The organism is Deinococcus psychrotolerans, from assembly GCF_003860465.1.
In the GTDB taxonomy this organism is placed as follows: Bacteria; Deinococcota; Deinococci; order Deinococcales; family Deinococcaceae; genus Deinococcus; species Deinococcus psychrotolerans.
Genome location: NZ_CP034185.1, coordinates 1 through 20,075, shown reverse-complemented (window position 1 = coordinate 20,075; position 20,075 = coordinate 1). Strand labels below are relative to the sequence as shown.

The following is a 20,075-nucleotide window of genomic DNA, read 5'->3' as shown; positions in this document are numbered from 1 at the left end:
CTCAGCCGTCTCTTATTACAAATGATCTAGTGCATGACCACAGGCATGCCTTCAGGTAAACTGAGGGATGGGACGACGGAAACAGTGGGTTGTGCAGCTGAGCGACAATGAGCGGCAGCAACTGACGGACATGACTCGGAAAGGCGTGCACAGTGCGCGGGTCGTGGCCCGCGCACGCCTCCTGCTCCTGAGCGACAGAGGCCTGCTGGATCGGGACGTGGCCGAGCGCCAAGGCGTGAGTTCTGCCACCGTCGCGTCGATCCGCAAGAAGTACACCGAGGGCGGCCTCCAGGCTGCCCTCCACGAGAAAGCACGGCCCAAACAGCCGCCCAAACTGAACGCGCAGCGGACGGCGATCTTGATCGCCGAAGTGTGCTCGAGTCCCGACGGCCGGGAGAAATGGACGATGCAACTGCTGGCCGATCGTCTGGTGACCCTGGGTGTGGTGGACAGCATCAGTGACGAGACCGTACGGAGAACACTGAAAAAAACGCACTCAAACCGTGGCAGGTTCAAAGTTGGTGTGTCGCCCAGGTAGGTGCGGACTTCGTGTGGCGCATGGAAACCGTGCTGGACACCTATGCCCAGCCCTACGATGCCTCACGGCCTGTCATCTGCTTCGATGAAAAGTCGTATCAGCTGTTGGATCATGTCCGAGAGCCACTGCCACCCGTGCCGGGATCCCCAGCACGGGTGGATCATGAATACAAGCGGTATGGCACCGTCAATTTCTTTGTCGCTCTGGAACCACACACCGGTCAACGCACAGTCACGGTGACCGACCGACGGAGCAATGCGGACTTTGCTGAGCAGCTCCAGGCACTGGAGCTGCGCTATGCGGTTGCCGAGAAGATCGTTCTGGTGCTGGATCAGCTGTCCACGCACAGTCCAGCAGCGCTATATCAACATCTTCCGGCAGAGGAAGCTCGGCGGCTGAGCCGACGCTTCGAGTGGATCTACACACCAAAACATGCGTCCTGGCTCAACATGCGAGCAGGCCCCATATGGGTGCCGTTCTGCCCAAGACGGCGGAATTGGAGTGGTCAGCCTTGCAACGCCAGTGTCTGGGTCAGCGCTTGGCGAGTAAAGAGGCCGTCGAGCGTGAAATCCACGCCTGGGAAACAGACCGCAACGCGCGGTCTGTGCGCGTGAACTGGCAGTTCTCGACACCCACAGCTCGGGAGAAACTCAAGCGCCACTATCCGACTCGCAAATAGCTATAGACATGCCTGTGGTCATACACTAGATCACTAAAAACAGACTTATTTACAAAACATATCTACAGCTACTCTACTTAAGCGTCCCAACCCTTACGGCCCGGTTACTTCGCCCACCGGCGTCGTTGCTGTTGGCGTCAGAATCAGGCGCACACTACTGGTTTTTTGGCCGCTTGGCCCGGATGCGGTGAGCACCAGATCATACACGCCCGGCGCGGCGTGCTGAGGCACTCTCAGCGTGATCTCGGCGCGGTTGTCACTGAGGGCAGCGGGATAATCTTGCCCGAAGGCCCGCACGCTCAGTGAATCTGCGCCCTGAAGCTGCACGTTCAGGCGCACGTCGTCGCCCGCTTGAGCGGTTTCGCTGTCCAAGCGGGCAAAAATCGCCGCCGCGCCGTTTTTGTAGGACAGCACCGCTTTGGGCATGAAAGAAACCGCGCCGAGTTGCAGCGCTCCGGCCCCTGCCGCGCCGACTTGCACATCGGCTTGCAGCGGAGCGGCGGCGCTCAGGCCCGCGATGCCAGTCAGATCCAGCGCTGCCGTGTAGCGGCCCAGCGGCAAAGTGGTGCGGGCGTGGCCCCGGCTGTCGGCCTGCACAGTGCGCGTTACCGGCCCCACCAGCCGCACTGAGGCGTAAGGCAAACCCGGTTCGTCTGCGTCATACACACCGTTTTGGTTGAGGTCTTGATAAGCCAGCACGTCCACGTTGCCGACCGGCGCAAAGCCGATGTCGCGGGTCTCGCGGCTGCCGGCTGTTCCCGTAAGGCGGCGCGAATCGCCAGCCCCAAACGGTTCGAGCGCGGCGCTGAGCCCCGAGGGAAAACTCAGCGTCTGCGGCCCGCTGACTTGCAGTTGGTAGCGGCCCTGCGCGTCGGTGACGCTGGTCTGGTTGCCCGCCTGCACCGTGACGCCCGCCAGCGCCGCTTCGCCGGGGTCGCGTACGCCGTTCAAGTTGTCGTCGCGGTAGAGCGTGCCGCTGACCAAGCTGCCGCTCAGGCCGCCGAAGGCCTGCACCACTGCCGCTGGTGTGGCGACTGCCAAGGCCAAATCGTAGCTGACCCCCACGCGTGCCGCTTGACTCAGCGGCTGCCCGCTGCTGCTCGGCCCCGTTTTGGCGCTGTCGTAAGCGAGGCGGTAGCTGGCCCGCAGGCTCAGCCCCGGTGTCAAAACGTCTTGGCCTTCGACGCTCACTCCCGCCGACGAACGGGCGCTGCTGCCCTCGGAGTTGTTCTGCCAACTCTGGCTAAAATCGAGGGCGCTGCTGAGCTGGGCGCTCCACTGGCGCTGCCAACTGACTTGCCCGCTGTAAGTGGTGGTGGGCACGCCATCTAAACTGACCCGCGCCGCGCCGACCTGCGCCCCGAACTCGTTCTCGCCGAGGCGGTAGCTGCTGGCCAGTCCCAAGCTAAGCTGCTCGCGCTGCTGCTGGGTGTTGGTGTAGTCCTGCTGGGCGCTGGCGCTGGCCCGCAGTTGTAGCGCCGCCGTGCTCAGGCCGCCTTCCAGGCCCAAGCTGCGGTCTGTGGCGAGCGGCTTGTTGTCGTCGCTCGACAGCGCTGCCCTCAGGGTCGCGGCCAAGCTCAGCTCGCCAAAGCTGGCAGCCTTGACGCGGTAGGTCGGTGACGAAACACCCGCGCTGGCTTGCCACTGCGAGGCCCGCGTGGGGTCGCTGCTGAACTGGTAATGCCCGCCGATGCTGGCTCCAAAGCTGCGGCTGCCGCCTCCGTCAAAAAAGGCCAGGCCCGACACGCCGTACCAGTTTTCTTTGGGCGTGAGCTGCACGGTGGCCGCCGCCCGCAGACCCAGCGGCGCGGCGCTGCTCAGTCCGCCCGACACCCCAAAAGTGTGCAGCCCGCCCAGAGAAGCGCTGTACGTCTCGGTGAAATCGACATTGCCGCTGCGGTAGGTCAGGATTTGAGCAGCCTGCGCCCCGAAGCTATAGTTGCTGGTGGGCGTGCCGGTGGGCGCGGGCTGAGCGGCTGGAACGGGGGAGCTGGCGTCAGCGGGTGGATCAGTCGGTAGGAGAGGAGCAACACGCCGCAGACTGCTCTGGGTGCCCTGAGCGCTGGCCGACACACTCAAATCCAGCGCGGGGCTGAGCGTCACCGCGTAACGTGCGCCGAAACTGTCTTGCCGCTGGCTCTGCTCGCCGAGTGTCACGGCCTGCGAACTGGCGCTGGCGCTGAACTTGCCGCCCGCGACCGGCCCGCTGACATCCACCCCTGCGCCGTAGCGTTTGGCCGCGCCCAGCGCTTGATACTGCGCTCTGGGCGCAATGGTCCAGTCGCCCGCTTGGACGCTGCCGCCCACGCTCACGCCGCTGCTGCTGCCGGTAACTTGGGCGCTCCACGTTTCGCTGCGGAGTTCGAGCTGAGCGGAGAGGGTGCTGGGCAGCGCCGCAGCTTGGTCGCCGCCCACTTCGCTGCTGGCGGCGGCTTCCACCGAGTCTGAGAGCTGGCCGCTGCCGCTGGCTTGCACGCCGTACCCCCAGTCCACTTGGTCGCCCTGATCGCTGCGCTGATAAGCCACTTCCGCTTCCGAGCGCACCTTGAACAGCAGGGAAGGGCCGCTGTTGGCCGCGCTGCCGCCAGTTCTATTCGTGCCTGCCCTAAAAAGAATTTCGCTACGGCTGCGGGCCACCACTGCCGAGTCTGAGCGCGAAGTGGCCAGAACATAGGTGGTGTAGTGGTAATCCGGTGAAATCCCCGACAAGATCAGTGAGACCTGCACAGTCGTGCGCTCACCGGCCTTGAGCGTGACGCTGCGGGCGCTGAGCTGCGGCCTGCTGTCTACGTTTTCAAGCGCCAGATCAAAAGTGTCGGTTTGGTTGCCGAGGTTGACCACGTCCACCGGAATTTTGAGAAACACGCCCGCCGCGCCCTCGACTTTGGCCGGACTGCTCAGGCCCACCAAGCTTTTGGCCTGCACCGTGACGTTTGACTTGGCGCTCATCACGTCCTGTCCGCCTTGCTGGGCACGGACGGTAATCGGCACCTGACCCGCCGGAGCCTGCGCCGGAATGCGGAACGTCACGGGGAAGAGGGTCTGTCCGCTGAGGTCGAGCTGGGCACGCGGCGTAATCGGCACCCAGCCCGGCGGCGACTCGACCGCGAGGTCATAGCGCCCCTGACCCTCCAGCCGGAAAGTCAGTGTGACGAGCTGGCCGGGTACGCCGCTGCGGGGCGTCGGTGAGGTCAGCGAAAAGGGCGTGGGCACCGGCAAAGCGCTTTGGGCCTGCGCCGCACTCAGCGACGCCGCCAGCATTGCCGTCAAAACTGCTGCCCGCCGTGACCTTTTCACTGTTTCTTTCACCTCCTTAGTCTTTTCCGTGTCTTTGAGAGTGTTTGATCAGCGAAACAACGTCAATTTGGCTTCAAAATGAGCTTGTTCGTCTAAAAAGCAATGGACAACAGAAGAGACATCTAATTTTTAAGGCAATACAGTCGCCGTAAAGCGCACGTTGAAGCTCTCCTCGTCGAGTTCGCCGCCTTGTAAAACGAGGGCAAATTCCAAGGTGATCGGCTGCCAGCCGAGGGTGGGTGAAGTGCCGCTCAGTACCACTTGGGGAGTGGCGACCACCGGCAGCCATCCGCCGCTGTTGATGCGGTAAGACACATTCTTGAGCTCGGGAACGCGTCCCCGCGTGTCGGCGTTCGCCACGATCTCCATTTGCACCGTCCACGGCTTGGGGCTGCTGCTCAGCACCGCGAAACTCTTGAGCGGCGCGAGGTAGCGGGCCGGAAAAGTGGCGGGCGGATAATTTTGCGGGGTGATGGCAAAGTCGATTTGCCCGTCCGCCGGACTCCGCAGCGAAATCACTTCTGGAATCAGGCCGCGAATCACTGTATCGGGCTTGCTGGGAGCGGTTTGGGCCACAGCCGGCAACCAGAGCGCCGCGCCGAGCAGGATTGACCAGCCCGACAGCAGCCAGCCACCTGGACTGCGCGACGCCGGCACGCTTTATTTCCCCGCTGCGCCGGGCGCAGGCAGTGGAGCGGGGGCGGTCAGATCAAACGGCAAGCTCAGAACATGCTCGCCGAGCAGCTCCCGGCTGGGGTCGCCGTCATTGAGCACGACGAGGGCGCTGTACTGCCCTTTGGGAACTGGCCCGGTAAGGCTGGCCTGGAGCAGCAGGGTGTGATTCGGTAGCGCCACGTCCAAATTGAGTGGCAGCGTGGCAATCCGTTCGCCGCCCGCGTCCCGCAGCTCGACTCGGCCCTGCACTCCGCTCACGGCGTTGCCGGTGTTGCGGTATTGCACGCCGATGGTGTAGGGCCGGTCTGCTGTTTGGGGCACCTGATCGAAAATGCCGCTGATCTCGCCAGAGCGCTTGATCGGCTCCACGTTCACGTAAACGGTGTGGGCCACCCGCAGCCGGAACGACGCCAGCGTTTTGCCGGGCACTGGCGCGGCGTCTTGGCCCTCCAGCATCAGCATGATCCAGTGGGTGCCGGGCGCGGCGTCTTTGGGCACTTGCACGGTGTAGCGCACGTTCTGGGTTTGCTGCCCGCCCAAATCGAGTGAGGTCGGTGAAAACGTCATCCAGTTTTTGAGACTTTCCGGTAAGGTTCCGGCGCTGAGGTACTTGGTTTCGCCGGTTTCGCTGATGTCCATATCGGACAAATAAACCGCCACCCGCAGTGAGGCCGGGTCGGCGTTGGGATTGTAGATATTGAGATCTTGAGTAATGCTGTCGCCCGGCTTGGCCGTAAACAGCCGCGCCACCGGGTCAACGCCGACCGTGCCCTGAGCGCTGATCGGCGCAGCGAGGAGAAGAGAAGTGAGTAAAGCGAAAAGGCGGCGCATGAACCTCCAATAAAGGGCTTAACCGTGTTTGTAGAACGAAGACAGAGTCTCAAAAGCCAGAAAGCGCAAAACGAATTGCGGCGCTTTCTGGCTCGGGGGCACTCCTTAGAAAAGTACCGAAAAATTCAGCATGACCTCTAGAGCCCTAGAGCAGGGAAGCTTTAAGGATTGACGACTTTAGAATCGGCCAGCACGAACGGCGCGGCTTTGGATTCGAGGGTGTAGGTCAGCGTGGCGATGTTGTCCCCGGCCAAGTCGCCGTCAACCACGACGGCCACCACCACCAGATCGTCGAGCCAGCTGGTGTACTCGCGGCAGAGTTTGGGCGTCGCGGCTGCGCCGGCTGCCGCCCGCTTACCAGTGGTGCCTTTGGTGAGATTGAGCGGAATGAGTTCGCGGGTCGAGCCGGGCAGCAGTTGGTAAAGGCCGGTGGGCTGTCCGAACGAATCACAGGGGTTGTCTTGAATGTACATCAGTTGCTTGCCACGGTCACCAGTGGGCGTATCGCGGCTGACGCTCAGCTTGAAGTTGCCGAGGTTGGAGAACTTTTGCAGCACGAAGGTGCGGTAGCACACGAAGTAGGCTTTGGACTTGTTGTCCACCACGCCGTTGAGCAGCGCGACAGGCGGATACGACTTGACCTGCGGGCCAGCATTGATAGTTACTTTGCCGAACTCGGTGGTGGGCGAGTACGAGGTGCCCAGTGGCAGCACTTCTTTTTGGTTCCAGAAGTTTGCGCCGGGGGTGTCGGTAATGTCACGGGCCACGCCGTCGCTGCCGGGTTTGCCGTAAGCGCAGTACCACGTGCCGTCTTGCTGGCCGATCTTGGAGATGTCGAATTCGAGGTTGGTGGTGGCGAGGTGAAGCGCCGTCGCTTCGGGCAGCTTGAGGTTGACGGTCTGCTGTACGGTGGCGGTCTTGGTGCCGGTGGCCACCGCTTGATTGGTGCCGCCCAACGTGGGCGAAATCGTTTGAGCGCTGGCCAAACAAGCTCCCGCCGCTGCCAAGGTCAACCAAATGTGATTGATGTGCTTCATGAACCCTCCTCAGCCCCCTACTGTCAGATTTTGGACAGAGTGCTGTGTGAATAATTCTACTTGTCTGAGTAAAAAATGTGATGAGGACGACACCCTTTGTGAGAGCAGAGAGAAATCTGCACATTTTTCTAAGACTGAGAAGTGAAATTTAATACGTATTTTAAAATGACGAGCGTTCTACCATCACACCGGAGGGTTCATTTCTTTGCTAGAGCGAGCTTTCCCTCACACTTTTCACTCTTTCAGTGGAACTGCAAAGCAGGGCACACCTATCTGTAGAATTTCTCACGTCCAGAATAAAGCGATCATTTTCAACACGCATTCAGAAAACGAGTAAAAATGAACCAGAAAAACGAAATCCGCGCAAGATATTTATGCTTTGCTCATTTTATGGGGGGGGGTCTGTTACCCGCTCGCTTGGCCCATGCCCCGGTCAACCGCCCGCTGAATAAATTTGACGGCCTTAAGGGTGCTCAGGCCCAAATACTGCGCAACCCGCTGCTCATCGTGGGTGAGGTTGAGCATCCGCAGCCCCGCGTGGTTTCTCAGCGCCCGCCAAGCACGGTACGGCACGTTGCCGCTCATGCAGACCCGGAAAAGCGCGGCCCGCACCATGTGGTCGTTGTCTAATTCTGGAAAGACTTTGCCTTCGCCGCCGAACAGTTGGGTCACGCCCTGCGCGTGGGCGTAGTGCTGCAAAGCGGCGTGCAGGGCCGTGCCGGTGGGCACTTCGCGGCCCCGCACGCTGAGGATGCCCTGCTCGAACTGCATGTCGCGCCAGTTGAGCTTGGCGACTTCCGGCCCAGTCAGGCCCGCGTGTGCGCCGAGCAGCACCAGCGCCTGTTCACGGGCGTTGCCGTGCGTGATCAAGCGCTGAATTTCAGCTTCGGTGTAGGCTTCCTTGTGCAGCGCTGGATCGTTGCTGGGCGCGTCGAGTTGGGTGAATGGATCGGCGGCGGCTGCGCCCTGATCTCGCAGCGCCGTATAGAGGTTGCGGGCGTGCGCGAGGCGGTTGATGACGCTGGCGGGCGTGTCGGGGTGCTTGCGCTTGAGGAAAGCCAGATACGCCGCTCCCAGCGTTTCGGCAGGCGACAGCACGCTCTGGCCGCTGTCAAAGGCCCAGCGTAAAAAAATCCGGCAGCCGCTGACATTGTTGCGGCGGGTGGCGTTGCCGGGCTGACCGGGCAAGCTCGACTCAACAGCATTGAGGACGCCTTCCACATCTTGTTTGATCAGCAGTTGCCGCAGTTCGCTTTCGCTCATCCCTAGAATATATAACGGCTCACCCAGAGAAACACTTCACGGTTTGAAAGAACACTTTGCAGCCCGATGGGCGACCAATCAAACAGTCAAGCGGGCGGCTCGACAAATTCAAAGACATGTCCTTCCGGGTCGCGCACCGCCAGCCCCACTTCGTCGAGCAGGTGCGGCAGGCCCGCTTGCTTGACCCGCCGGGTCACGGCCTGCACGTCGGCGTAGAACTTGACGAGGGCGTGGTCGCCTCCCAGCATATCGGCGAGGCCCACTTGCGGATCCCAGGCATAGAGCCAGCGCCGGGGCGTGCCGTTGCCGTCAGGTTCGGGGCGCGGGGCCAACGTGAACTGAGCAAAATCACGGTCTTCTTGCTCTTTGGCAAAGGCGAAGCCGTAAGCTTGCGGCAAGCGCGTTTTCATGGCGGAGTAATCCTGAAACGCCAGCGCCGCTTCGCGTAGGCCGAGGATCGGCAGAGCGTGGGGGCGGGCCGGTTGCACTGAAGGCAAAAAGTAAGGGCGGCGCGAATCGGCCAAGTTGACGCCGCGCAGTTCCAAGCCGTGCCCGAAAGGATCGAAGAAATAAAGGCCTTTGTCGGGCGCGTCGGGTGTGCCCAGATTGATTTCTTGCCAACTCAGGCCGTGTTCGTCGAGCACATCTTTGCAGCGCGGCAAGTCTGTAATCTGCACCTGAAAAGCGTAATGCAGGTGAGTGGCCCCACGTGCCTGCAAAGGTGCGAGCCGGGCGTCGTTGTGCTGCCGCGTCACCGGCTGCCACAAACTCAGGGTCTGGTGGGCATTGACGCGCAGGGTGGCGACGCTGCTGGTGTTCCCCGCTTCCTGCTCAAGTCTCTCAAGGCCCAGAACCTGTTCATAAAAGCGCACGCCCCGCGCCAGATGGTTGACTTCCAAGGTGATGCCTGCCAAGTCGAGCAGCGGTGAGTCGGCGGTCTGAGAGGCAGTGGTGGTCTGCGAATCGTTCACGCCCCCAGCATGAAAGGCGTCGGCCTGCGCGTCCGTAGGCTGGCCCACTGGCACAGTGAACTGTTACTTCACATTCATGCTGAGGTACTTGGTGGTGAGGTACTCTTGAATGCCCCACAGCCCGCCCTCGCGTCCATACCCGCTCTGCTTGACGCCGCCGAATGGAGCCTGCGCCGTGCTGGGAACCGGATCGTTCAGCCCGATGATGCCGTACTCCAAGGCAGCGGAGACCCGGAAGGCGCGGGAGAGGTTGTTCGTCCACAGGTAAGCGGCCAGCCCGAACTCGGTGTCGTTGGCAGCCTTCACTGCTTCTTCTTCCGTGTCGAAAACGATGATCGGAGCTACAGGGCCAAACGTTTCTTCCTGCATGATGAGCATCTCAGCACGGACACCGCTGAGCACGGTGGGCTGGAAGTACAAGCCTTCACCAGCCTCACCACCTGTCGTGGCGGTTGCGCCTTTGCTCAGCGCGTCCGTGACATGGCGCTTGACTTTGGCTAAGCCCTGCGCGTCCACCAGCGGCCCGATTTGGGTGGCAGCGTCCAGTGGGTCGCCCACCTTCAGCTGGGCCGCCGCCTCGCTCAGCTTGCGGGTAAACTCGTCGGCAATGCCGCGCTGCACATACACCCGGTTGACGCACACGCAGGTCTGCCCGGCGTTGCGGAACTTGCAGGCTATGACGTCGGCCACCGCCTGATCGAGGTCGGCGTCATCAAAAATTAGGTACGGTGCGTGCCCGCCGAGTTCCAGCGACACGCGCTTGAGGGTCGGTGCAGCCTGAGCAGCCAGCAAGCGGCCCACTTCGGTGCTGCCGGTGAAGGTAATCTTGCGAATGCGGGCATCATCCATCATCACCTTGGTGGTCGGCACCGGATCGGAGGTGGTTAGCACGATAAAGGTGTCTGCCGGGCCGCCCGCCTCAGTCCACAGCTCGGCCATTTTGAGGGCCGTGAGCGGCGACTGCTCAGCGGCCTTGAGAATGATGGTGCAGCCTGCCGCCAGCGCTGGGCCTACTTTGCGGGTCGCCATTGCCGCCGGAAAGTTCCAGGGGGTCACGGCGTAAACAGGCCCGACCGGTTCATGGGTGACCATCAACTGCTTGGTCACGCTCTGGCTGGGCACCACCGTGCCGTAGATGCGTTTGGCTTCCTCGGCGTACCACTCCAGAAAAGACGCGGCGTACTTGACCTCGCCCGCTGCCTCGGTGACCGGTTTGCCCATCTCGGAGGCGATCAGGCGGGCGATTTCGCCGACGTCGCGCAGCATCAGATCGTTGAATTTGCGCAGCAGAACCGAGCGCTCGTAGACGCTGGTTGTGCGCCACGACCCGAACGCCTTGACACTGCGCTCGACGGCGTCCTGGGCGTCCTGCACCGTCTGGTCGGGGATCTGGGCAATTACTTGGCCGCTGGACGGGCTGATCAGGTCAAAAGTTGGCTGTGCTGTTCCGGTCATGCGTTTACCTCTTCTGGCGCTGCCGAGAACGGGCGCGGCAGATAAAATGGAAGTCGTGGGAAAGGTCGTTACCTCAGCAGTCTACCCGCGACGCTGGGACGTGTGGACAGGCGTGTGCCCCGCGTCCTGTTTGCCGTTCTCAGGCCGTGCCTTTCAAAAAAGCGGCGCGGTGGTCGCTCATCTGGTGCGCTACGCCGGGAAAGTCGGGGTCGATATCGAGTTTGTAACCGTCCCAGTAGCCGTCACGCTCAGGATCAAAGAAGCGGGCGGGCGGCATCTCGGCGCTCATGGCCGCCGCTTTGACGGCCCGTCGCGTGCGGACGCGCAGGGTTTCTGGGTGGGCGCTCCGCACTTCTTCGGCGCTGATAGGCGGCAAAACCCGCAGCCCCACCCGTACACCGGAGCGCAGTGTAGGTGCAAAAGGATGCTCCCAGATGCGGTGCGCACCGGTCAGCGCCACTGGCAAAATCGGCACACCCAGCCGCTTGGCCACTTCAAACACGCCGCGCTGAAAGTCGCTTTGGATGCCCGCGATGGTTCCCTGCGGAAAAGTCACCAAACTCTCGCCGCCGCCGAGAATCTCCTCTGCGCCGCGCAAAAGGTCGCGGAAGCCGCCCAGCGGATGTTCGGGATTGATCGAAACATGGCCGAGTTTGCTCAGCACCGGCCCGATCTCAGGCCAGGTAAAAATCTCGCGCCGCGCCACGAACCGCATCATCAGCGGCAGTTGCAGCAAGCACGGCACGTCGGCAATGCCTTCATGCAGTGAAGCGATCAGATACGGCCCTTTGACGGCGGCGGTCGGGCCGATGTTTTCCAAACCGTGCAGTTCCAGCTTGACCTTCAAATGGGCCAGGATGCGGCGGCTGAGTGTCCGCTGAATGTTCAGTCGCTGGGCGGGCGTCAGCGATTCGGGGAAGCGCTGCGCCCACTTCAATCTGCTCCAGATCAGCGGGCGGCCCAGCAGAGCAAAGCGCAGCCGCGTGGCGAGGCCTTCCGGCGCAAAGTGCAGCTCGACTGGGTCGTCGGGGTGTGGGGTGATGGGCGGGGGCAAACAGACCTCAAGCGGGGCGAGTGAGAGAGAGTGCTAAAAGGGGGTCTTCCATTTATTTACGCAAGAGCGCGCCAAAAAGTTCAGTGCTCAATCTTCCTCGAAAATCTTGCCGGGATTCATCAGGCCTTGCGGATCGAACAGCGCTTTGATGCCGCGCATCAGTTCTAGGAGGTCGCCGTGTTGGGCGCGGAGGTGGCGGCGTTTGTGCAGGCCGATGCCGTGTTCGCCGCTGCAAGTGCCGCCCACCGCCAAAGCTGCGGCGACCATCAGGTCATAAACCCGCCCGATCATTTGCCAAGTCGCCGCGTCTTCCGGCTCAGCGTGAAACAGCACGTGAAAATTGCCGTCTCCCACGTGGCCGACGAAGCTGGCGTCCAGGTTGTTCTCGGCGCACAGGCGGTGGGTCAGGGCGATGGTGGGAGCCAGTTCGTGCAGCGGCACGCACAGATCGGTGCTGAGCATGGCGTGGCCGGGGTGCAGGGCGCGGGCGGCGTAGTAGGCTTGGTGCCGCGCTTGCCAGAGCTGCTGGCGCTCGGTTTCGCTGCGGGCCAGCTCCACGCCGCCCGCACCGCCCGCCGCGCAGAGTTCGGCGCAAAGGGCCAGCGCTTCGTCCAGCGCCGTGCGGCTGGCGGCAGCAAGTTCGATCCAGAGGGTCGGCGCTTCGGGATAGCGGGTGCCCTGATGCAAGTTGACGGCCCTCATTTGCCGCTCGTCCATCAGCTCCAAGCGCTCGGGTTGCAAGCCTGCCTGCATCACGCTGGCCGCGCACTGGGCCGCTGCTTCCACGCTCCTGAAGTGGCAGCGCAGCACCGCCAACTCAGAAGGCAGTGGGTGAAGCTTGACGCTCAGTTCGGTGATGACGCCCAGCGTGCCTTCCGAGCCGATCAGCAGGTGGCGCAGGTCGTATCCGGCGCTGCTTTTACGGGCCTGAGTGCCCAGTTGAATCACTTTTCCACCGATCAGCACCGCCCGCATAGACAGCACGTTGTCGCGCATGGTGCCGTAGCGCACCGCTCCCGTACCCGAGGCGTTGGTGGCCGCCATGCCGCCGAGACTGGCCTCCGCGCCCGGATCAACCGGAAAAAACAGGCCGTGTGGCCGCGCCTGCCGGTTGAGCGCCGGATACGTCACGCCCGCCTGCACCGTTGCCAAAAAGCCCTGCGGCTGGATGTCCAGCACGGTGTTCATCTGCGAAACGTCTAAAGAAATCCCGCCGCGCACCGGAATCAGTTGGCCTTCCAAGCTGCTGCCCGCCGCGAAGGGAATGATGGGAATCTCAAACTGTGACGCGGACGCCATCACCCGCCGCACCTCGTCTTCGCTGCGGGCAAAAATCACCGCGTCGGGCAAGTGGCGCTCGGCGCGGCTCTCATCGCGGCCATGCTGCTCCAGCACGTCCGGTACGGTTGAAAAGCGTTCACCAAAATAGGCACGCAGTTCGCTGAAAGCTGAGCTGTTTGGAACTGGGCTGTTCATCTGGGCAGCAGTTTAGCGTCTGGGCAGCTATGCTGAGCGTACAAAGCCCTACAGGAGGCTCGATGAACCTTGCAGACTTGCACAACCTCGCCCAGATAGAAGCGGCGGCCAAGTCGCGGCTTGCTCCCAGCACCCTGAGTTACTACGACGGCGGAGCCAACGACGAGCTGACGGTGGCGGCCAACCGCGCCTCCTATGCCAAATTGTCGCTGCTGCCCCGCGTGATGGTGGACATCTCGGAGATCGATCTGACCACCAGCGTCTTGGGCACGCCGCTCAAACTGCCGATCGGCATTGCGCCCAGTGCCCTGCACGGCCTGGCTCACCCAGATGCCGAGTGCGCCACCGCCCGCGCCGCCGCCAGCATGGGCAGCCTGATGGCCCTGAGCACACTGAGCAATTCCACTATTGAGGAGGTGGGCGAGGCCGCGCCGGGAAAATGGTGGTTTCAGCTCTACCTTTACCGTGACCGCGAGGTGAGCCGCGCTTTGGTGCAGCGGGCCGAGGCCGCCGGAGCCGGAGCGCTGGTGCTGACGGTGGACGCCGCCTACCTGGGCCGCCGCGAACGCCTCCTGCGCTTGCCGATGGTGGTGCCGGAGCAACTGGCCCTGCCGAATATCGGCGCTCAGCACCCTCAACCGCTTCAGTATTTCGTTTCGCTCCTCGACACTTCGCTCAACTGGAAGGATCTGGCGTGGCTGCGCGGCCTGACCGATTTGCCGATTGTGCTTAAAGGGATTTTGACTCCCCAAGACGCCGACCTCGCCGCCGAGCACGGCTGCCACGTTTGGGTCAGCAATCACGGCGGGCGGCAACTCGATACGGCGGTGACGGCTCTAGAAATGCTGCCTGAAATCAGCGCGGCGCTGGCTGGACGGTGCGAACTCTATCTCGACGGCGGTATTACGCGCGGCACCGACGTTCTTAAAGCGCTGGCGCTGGGCGCAAACGCGGTCTTTTTGGGCCGGGCAGCGCTGTGGGGCTTAGCCGTAGCAGGCGAGATCGGCGTGGTTCACACCCTCAAACTGCTGGAAGATGAACTGCGGTTGGCGATGGCCCTGTGCGGCAAAACGAGCTTGGCGCAGTTGGGGCCGGAGTTGGTGCGGGCGGGCGGCTGAAACGGGAGAAACTTCAGTTGAGGCTCAGCGTGACCCCGCCCGGCGCGGCAGAATCTTCTACGAGTGTCAGGGTGTGAGTGGTGTCACCCAGGAGGGTGAAGCTCTTGGTGACTTCCGGCGAGGTGGCCGAGCAGCGAACGCCCAGCGAGTACGACACGTTGCCGGTGTCGCTCTGGCTGCCGCCCTTACTGGTCAGTGTTTGCTGCGTGTAGGGCGGAGCAAAAGCAGTGGCAAGCGCCTGAGCGCTGCCCGGCTGAATGTAGACTTGAAGCTGCTGGGCACCGTAGCCAGTGACCCCTCCCGACGCTGTAAACACCACAATCTCACTGCTTTTATTGATCAGTGCCATATCGGGACAGGCGCTCGCTGGTGAGTAGGTCATGTTCAGAATTGCCGGAATTGGCTGACGGGGAACAACGTTGTTGGGATAACCGCAACTGCCGAGCAAAGGGAAGGCGAGCAAGGTAAGAACGATGAACTTGAGCATTTTTTTGGTGGGCATAGTGGTTCTCCTTGTGGGGTGAGGGCTGAACTGACTTCGGCTTGTCCACGGTGGGCTACGTGCGGCGCTTAGCCCGTTCCCAAACCTGGGACGATGGCCCAGATGAGCGTGACAAACGCAATCAGCCCGACGCCCAAGCCCACCCCAATCACTTTCAGGATGGTCATGCCCGCCCCGGAACTCTGCGCCGCCTGACAGGTCTTCGAGCCTTCCTCTGGCCCACGTTCGCGCACAAAGGTCGCCAGTACGCCCGCGCTGCAGTCTGGGAAGATGACCTACGCGTTGGCTGGCGTTTGATCTGTCAACTCTGCCAGCGGCACTTTTACGGCAACGTCATACGCTTAGCCCCTGACCGTAATCGGCAAACTGCCCAGCTCCATCATGGCTGGCGCACAGGATGAGAGGGCGGCTGCCAGCATGGCTCCCACGGCTTGGACTGAAACGGCTCCCGCCAGCTTTTAGACTGGGCGGGGGCCGAGAAGGGTTTACGATCCGTTGACCGAAGTCAGGTAAGCCTTGATCTGTGCGTCGGTGGCCTCAGAGAAGGTGAGCTTCTCGCTGAGGCCAGCCGATACGGTGATGGTTTTGTGGGCCAGATACTGCTTGCCCGCGTTGAAGGTGATGGCGACGAGTTCGGCGTTGAGGCCAATCGGCAGCGAATTATCGTAGCTCTTGCGGGCATTCGCGCCGTCTTTGGTGTAGAGCGCGATGACCGTTTTGATGCCCTGCGGCACCAAAAACACGATGGTGTTGGCGTCGTTGATCGGTTCCAAATCAACGTGAATGGTGGTTTTGGTGCGGGGATCGTTCCAGAAGAAATCGCAGTTGATCCAGCCCTTATTGAACACGCTGAAGACATATGAGCCGGGGGGCGTGGTGGTGTCGATGGTGAACTTGCCCGCCACCGGACACCAATTGACGCTGGAATCGCCCGCCGGAATCGGGACAGGAGTGCGAATCGGCCCGGCATTTCCCTGACCGCCGCAGGTGTTGGACTGGCCGACAAATTGCTGCATCGGATTTTTAATCTTCGGGTCTACGTCAAGTTTTGCATCTTTGATCGGCACCTTAGCTCCCACCCCTACCGCCGGATTGATCTTGAGGTCTGCGCCCGCTGGCGTTTTGATGTCCAGGTTGAACATGCCGCCCGACACCAGCGGAGCCGGATCAGCGTTGGTCGGCACAGAGACAGTCAGCACGTTGCTCAGGATCATGTCCGACTTGTCCTGAATCTCGCGGACGCTGACATTGACCACGCCGCTGTAGGGGTTGCCGCTGGCGTCCAGCACCGAATTGGGGGCGAACACCAACTGAGTACCCTGCGCGAAGGTCAGGGTGGTGTCTACAGTTCCCGGCGTAAAGGTCTGTTTCTGAACAATCGCGCTATTTTTGGCGAAAAATTCGGCGGGTGTAGCAGGCGCGGCCATAGTCACGGTCACGCTGGCCGTCTTGGTGCTGGAGGCCGCGTGGTTGTCGGTGGTCTTGAGGGTAATGGTAAAGATTCCGGCGCTGCTGTAGGTGTGGCTGGGCGACTTGGCGGTGTCGTGGGTGCTGCCGTCTCCCCAGTCCCAGTCGTAGGTCAGCGTGTCGGCGGTGTCGGCGTCGGTGCTGGTGTTGTCGGTGCTGACACTCAGGGCAGCGGGGCCACTGGCGGGCGTGAAGGTGAAGCTGGCAACCGGCGCAGTATTGGCGGCGGGCGGAGTCTTGGGATTACAAGCGGCGAGGCCGAGAACGGCGGTCAGGACAGCAGCGGCAGAAAACAATTTGTTCATGGTGGTTCTCCTAGAGAAGAGGGCGAGTGAGGCGGGCGAACAGATGCGGCGCAAGCGGCTTAACCCAAACAAGGCTCAGTTGTCGGCGAGGTAGGTCAGGGTCAGCTTGGGGCGGTTGGTGGTGTTGAGCGGGTCGCCGCTGAAGATGTAAGCCTGATTGGCAAGAAACGCCGAGGCAGTAATCTGGGCAAAGCGCAACTGGTACTGCGAGAGATTGCTCTGCGCGGCGCGGTTGATCCAGTCTGTTTTGACTTCGCCCAGCACGTCGGCATTCATGATGGTGCCGTTGAGGTTGCTGGCCAGTTCGTTCATCGGCAGCAGTTCGGTAATGTCAACGCTGTTGCCGTAGACCAGGCCCTGCACCGTCAGCATTTTCGGCCCGATATTGAGGGTGGTGTACGGCGCACCGATGGGGGCAGCCGAGGGCGTCACTTTGAGGTCGGCGGCCAGCATGTTGGCGGGCTGGACACTGGCGGGCAAGCTGCTCAGATCGAAGGTGAGGTAAGCGGCCTGCGTGCTGTTGAGAGCGTCGTCACCGATGGTCATGCTGAGGGCGGGGGGCGTGACGGTATAGATGCCTGCCAGAAAGCCGCCCGAGATACCCGCGTCTTTGCTGAAGTCGCTGTAATGCACCTCGTTGAGATGCTTGACATAGGTTTTGAAGCTGGTGTTGTACTGCGAGGCGAGGAAAACGCCCGCTGCGCTTTTGGCTGCCGTGGAGATGTAGTAGGTGTAGTTGTTGGCGGCAGCGGGCGCAATGGCGTAGTTCAGCGGCGTATTAGGGATGATCGTCAGCACCTTATGATCGGGCGACCAAGAATAGGTCACTTCGCCGAAGGCCTGCCGAATGCCCACCGAGGCCGAGTTATAAGCCGCCTGCGTAGAAATGGTGTCCATCGGCTCGCTGAAGGTCACGACCATGCTGGTGCTGTCGACGTTGCCCAGTGAGGCGTTGGTGGGCGACACGCTCAGGATGGTCGGCGCTCCTGCTACTGGCGCGGTCACGGTGACGTTGACGGTCTTGGTATTGGACGCGCCGTGGTTGTCGGTGGTTTTGAGCGTCAGGGGGTAGGTGGCGGCGGCGGTGTAAGTGTGGCTGGGCGAAGCAGCGCTGGCATGTGGGCTGCCGTCGCCCCAATCCCAGTCGTACATCAGGGTATCGCCCGCATCGGCGTCGCTGCTGGTGTTGGTGGTGCTGACGGTCAGTGCGGCGGGCATGAAAGTGAAGTTGGCAACCGGCGTATGGTTGGCGCTCGGCGGCGTGGTGGTGCTGCATCCGGCGAGGCTGAGCGCGGCGCTGAGCAGCAGGGCGGGAACGAGGGCGGTCTTGAGGGTCTTGTTCATGGTGGTACCTGCCTTGTTGTGGGTGAGTGAGCGGGCCAAGAAACGCTGGCGGGCGGTGATTTGGTCTGCGGCGTGGTCTGACATGGGGCTTCCTCCTGTGGACGTGAGAGCGAAGTGGTGAAACCGTCAGGCAGCGAAGGAGATCGGCAGATACCTTTGACTCTTCACTGAGTCGCTGCTCTTTTTTGTGTACCTCGTCTTGCTTGCTGCTGAACTCAAGGTACGCACCCACCCCTGAACGACCCCTGAACGACCATGAACGCTGCGGCAAGGCAACAAAAAACCCCGCACGGAGCGGGGCAAGTAGCGAACATCAAATTTCGTTTTTCAGTACCCGCTCGGCCTCAATACCCGCTCAGCCGCAGCATCGGCAGACCCTGATTGAGTGCGGCCTGATTCGCAGCGACGCCAGTGACAGCACCTTGAGACGTGGGTAAATTGCTGCTGGCTCCCGAGATGATCCGTCCGCCCGACAGCATGAACGTCCGCAGCGCTGCCGCCGTCATGTTGGGGTTGGCTTGCCGTGCCAGCGCCGCCGCGCCCGCGACCAGTGGCGCAGCAAACGAGGTGCCGCTGTACAGCTGAACGTGGCCCAAATCGAGCGCCTCACCCGGAGCGCTGATGTTGAGGTAACTGCCCCGCGTGCTGAACCCAGACACCGGCCACAGCGCGGAAGCGACCAAGCTGCGGGCGCTCCACGTAGGCGGCGTGGCGGAGGCCACCGCCAAGAGTGGCAAAGCAGCCTGACTCGGCGCGTGCGAGCGGGCAAAGGCGGCGGGGTACTCTTCGGGGTCGGTCGGATTGCTGGCTTGGTGCTGATTACCGCCTGCCGCCACCACCACCGCGCCCTGAAGCTGCGCCCAGTTGAGAACCGCGTGAATGGCCCCCGTCGGTGACGCGCCGCCCAAACTCAGGTTGATGACGAGTTGCTGCGCCGGAACTTGGCTGAGCGCCACGCACAGCCCGCGCAGCACGTCTTTGGTGCTGCAACTGGCTTGCCCAGCGCCCTCCGAGCAGACTTTGATCGGCAGCACGCCCGCAGCAGGGGCCGAGCCGCTGAGCGCTCCCGCTGCCAAGATAGCCACCTGTGTCCCATGTCCTTCCCAGAAGTCCTGTGACCCGGCCAGCGAAGGCGCGAGATTGGCTGGATCAAACGGCACGAGAGCATTGATCGGTGGCGACACGCGGGCTAAGCGGCCTCCCTGCTTGTCGGTCAGTTCATGGGTGGGGTCAAGCTGGGGGCTGAATCCGGTGTCCAGTACGGCTATGGTGACGCCTGCGCCGGCCATGCCACCCGCCGGACTGCCCAGCACCACTCTTGGCGACACAGGCGCGGGGGCGTAATGAAAGCTTTGTTGAAAAATTTGTGTTTGAGTGCTCGGGAGCTGAGTTTGGGCCGGACTGAGTGAGGCTTGAGTGATCGTACCAATACCCCAGCGAGAAATAGGATCGGGATACCAGACATCATCACCGCCTTGCTGCGCGAGTTGGTTAAGAGCTGCTTCCAGCGTGATGCCCGCGCCCAATTGGATGTCTGCCAACGTGCCGCCGCAAGGCGAAGCCCCTGCCGTTTTGGGCACATTCACTGGAGCGGGTAGTGTTTCCCGCGAGTTGAGCGTACCCACACTCGGCAACAAGCGGGCCAGCAATGCGTCGACTTGCTGCGGCGTGAGCTTGGGACTGATCAAGAGTTGCACTCGCCGCGCCTCGGGATTGCCCTGCGCTTCTGGGGCCAGCACTTCTATGTCGCGGGTGGTAATGGTTTGCTGGGTGCTGTCGTTGATAAACTGCACCCGCAGGCGTCCCGGCGGGGTGCGCAGTGGAAGAGTAACGGTGACCCGCTCGCCCGCGCTGGGGAGGGTGAGCCCGGAGACCGTCACGGGTTTGCCTGCCACCTCCGGCACGCTGAGGATCACTTTGTTGCCTGCTGTACCCCAAGCGTCGGGCAAAGCGCTGCCCGGCACCGGGGCCGTCCGTGCACTCAGTGCCGCCCCGCACAGTAGACTCCCACACAGCAAACTTAGTCTCAACTGCCCCAACACTCGCCTGATTTTGTTCATCAT

General features: G+C 62.1%; 15 protein-coding genes and 1 pseudogene. 3 read left to right on the top strand and 13 right to left on the bottom strand.

What is annotated here, in order from left to right; all coding sequences use genetic code 11:
• Nucleotides 1-67 precede the first annotated feature (67 nt).
• Nucleotides 68-538 (top strand): helix-turn-helix domain-containing protein, encoded by a 471-nt coding sequence (locus tag EHF33_RS16265; RefSeq protein WP_124874134.1) that lies wholly within the window; start codon nucleotides 68-70, stop codon nucleotides 536-538.
• Nucleotides 539-546: 8 nt separating this feature from the next.
• Nucleotides 547-1,152: pseudogene (locus EHF33_RS16260) on the top strand (IS630 family transposase); the annotation flags it as partial.
• 158 nt (nucleotides 1,153-1,310) lie between these two features.
• On the opposite strand, the gene EHF33_RS16255 reads toward EHF33_RS16260, so the two are convergent.
• The 9 genes from EHF33_RS16255 to EHF33_RS16215 form a co-directional block, all read right to left on the bottom strand.
• A complete protein-coding gene (locus tag EHF33_RS16255; protein WP_124874132.1) occupies nucleotides 1,311-4,487 on the bottom strand; it encodes a hypothetical protein in 3,177 nt (1,058 codons plus the stop codon).
• Between the two features lie 156 nt (nucleotides 4,488-4,643).
• Nucleotides 4,644-5,171, bottom strand: a complete 528-nt coding sequence (locus EHF33_RS16250; protein ID WP_124874130.1) for a hypothetical protein — start codon at nucleotides 5,169-5,171, stop codon at nucleotides 4,644-4,646.
• 3 nt (nucleotides 5,172-5,174) lie between these two features.
• Entirely contained in the window at nucleotides 5,175-6,020 is an 846-nt protein-coding gene (locus tag EHF33_RS16245; protein ID WP_124874128.1) for a COG1361 family protein, read from the bottom strand.
• 161 nt (nucleotides 6,021-6,181) lie between these two features.
• The gene (locus tag EHF33_RS16240) at nucleotides 6,182-7,057 is read right to left on the bottom strand and encodes a hypothetical protein (protein ID WP_124874126.1); all 876 of its coding nucleotides are present in this window, start codon (nucleotides 7,055-7,057) and stop codon (nucleotides 6,182-6,184) included.
• A 405-nt stretch (nucleotides 7,058-7,462) separates the two neighbouring features.
• On the bottom strand, nucleotides 7,463-8,320 hold the full coding sequence (locus tag EHF33_RS16235; protein ID WP_124874124.1) for a tyrosine-type recombinase/integrase: 858 nt from the start codon (nucleotides 8,318-8,320) through the stop codon (nucleotides 7,463-7,465).
• Between the two features lie 86 nt (nucleotides 8,321-8,406).
• Entirely contained in the window at nucleotides 8,407-9,339 is a 933-nt protein-coding gene (locus tag EHF33_RS16230; RefSeq protein ID WP_241191404.1) for a VOC family protein, read from the bottom strand.
• A 15-nt stretch (nucleotides 9,340-9,354) separates the two neighbouring features.
• Nucleotides 9,355-10,746, bottom strand: coding sequence for an NAD-dependent succinate-semialdehyde dehydrogenase (locus EHF33_RS16225; RefSeq protein WP_124874122.1), 1,392 nt, complete (start codon nucleotides 10,744-10,746; stop codon nucleotides 9,355-9,357).
• A gap of 139 nt (nucleotides 10,747-10,885) precedes the next feature.
• The gene (locus EHF33_RS16220) at nucleotides 10,886-11,800 is read right to left on the bottom strand and encodes a lysophospholipid acyltransferase family protein (protein WP_241191403.1); all 915 of its coding nucleotides are present in this window, start codon (nucleotides 11,798-11,800) and stop codon (nucleotides 10,886-10,888) included.
• Between the two features lie 87 nt (nucleotides 11,801-11,887).
• Entirely contained in the window at nucleotides 11,888-13,276 is a 1,389-nt protein-coding gene (locus EHF33_RS16215; RefSeq protein ID WP_124874120.1) for an FAD-binding oxidoreductase, read from the bottom strand.
• Between the two features lie 62 nt (nucleotides 13,277-13,338).
• On the opposite strand from EHF33_RS16215, the gene EHF33_RS16210 reads away from it, so the two are divergent.
• Complete coding sequence (locus tag EHF33_RS16210; protein WP_124874118.1) at nucleotides 13,339-14,394, top strand: alpha-hydroxy acid oxidase; 1,056 nt, start codon at nucleotides 13,339-13,341, stop codon at nucleotides 14,392-14,394.
• Nucleotides 14,395-14,407: 13 nt separating this feature from the next.
• Here the strand turns inward: EHF33_RS16210 and EHF33_RS16205 are convergent, their stop codons facing one another.
• The 4 genes from EHF33_RS16205 to EHF33_RS16190 all read right to left on the bottom strand — a co-directional run bounded on the left by EHF33_RS16205 (nucleotide 14,408) and on the right by EHF33_RS16190 (nucleotide 20,075).
• Nucleotides 14,408-14,896, bottom strand: a complete 489-nt coding sequence (locus EHF33_RS16205; protein WP_124874116.1) for a hypothetical protein — start codon at nucleotides 14,894-14,896, stop codon at nucleotides 14,408-14,410.
• Nucleotides 14,897-15,381: 485 nt separating this feature from the next.
• A complete protein-coding gene (locus EHF33_RS16200; protein WP_124874114.1) occupies nucleotides 15,382-16,668 on the bottom strand; it encodes a PKD domain-containing protein in 1,287 nt (428 codons plus the stop codon).
• Nucleotides 16,669-16,743: 75 nt separating this feature from the next.
• On the bottom strand, nucleotides 16,744-18,096 hold the full coding sequence (locus EHF33_RS16195) for a PKD domain-containing protein (protein WP_124874112.1): 1,353 nt from the start codon (nucleotides 18,094-18,096) through the stop codon (nucleotides 16,744-16,746).
• Nucleotides 18,097-18,356: 260 nt separating this feature from the next.
• On the bottom strand, nucleotides 18,357-20,075 hold the full coding sequence (locus EHF33_RS16190) for a S8 family serine peptidase (protein ID WP_124874110.1): 1,719 nt from the start codon (nucleotides 20,073-20,075) through the stop codon (nucleotides 18,357-18,359).